Genomic DNA, 400 nt, shown 5'->3' on the forward strand with positions numbered 1-400 from the left:
AATGTAGTTGATGGCAAAATAACTCCACCAGAAAATGTGATTAGGTATGACGAAGATGATCGATCATCGTAGTTTACAGTATGTCTTTATTCAGAAAGATTTGAATTTGAGACAGAGGAGATGGATGGAACTACTGAAGGACTATGATATCACTATCTTGTATCATCCGGGAAAAGCTAATGTTGTGGCAGATGCTTTAAGTAGAAAAGCAGGGAGCATGGGAAGTCTAGCCCACTTGCAAGTTTCAAGACGCCCATTGGCTAAAGAGGTACATATTCTGGCTAATGACTTAATGAGGCTAGAAATAAATGAGAAGGGAGAATTTTTGGCCTGTGTGGAGGCGAGATCGATCTTTTAGCTACACTGAAGGCATCGTTACTATAGAGGGTCTATTGCAATA

The 400-nt window shown here is 40.0% G+C and carries 1 protein-coding gene; it reads left to right on the top strand.

Annotated features, from left to right (window positions below; all coding sequences use genetic code 11):
• Positions 1-55 precede the first annotated feature (55 nt).
• On the top strand, positions 56-358 hold the full coding sequence (locus ACJ5GX_RS05325) for a ribonuclease H family protein (protein WP_495292778.1): 303 nt from the start codon (positions 56-58) through the stop codon (positions 356-358).
• The last annotated feature ends 42 nt before the right edge of the window (positions 359-400 follow it).

Source organism: Wolbachia endosymbiont of Tuta absoluta (assembly GCF_059414725.1).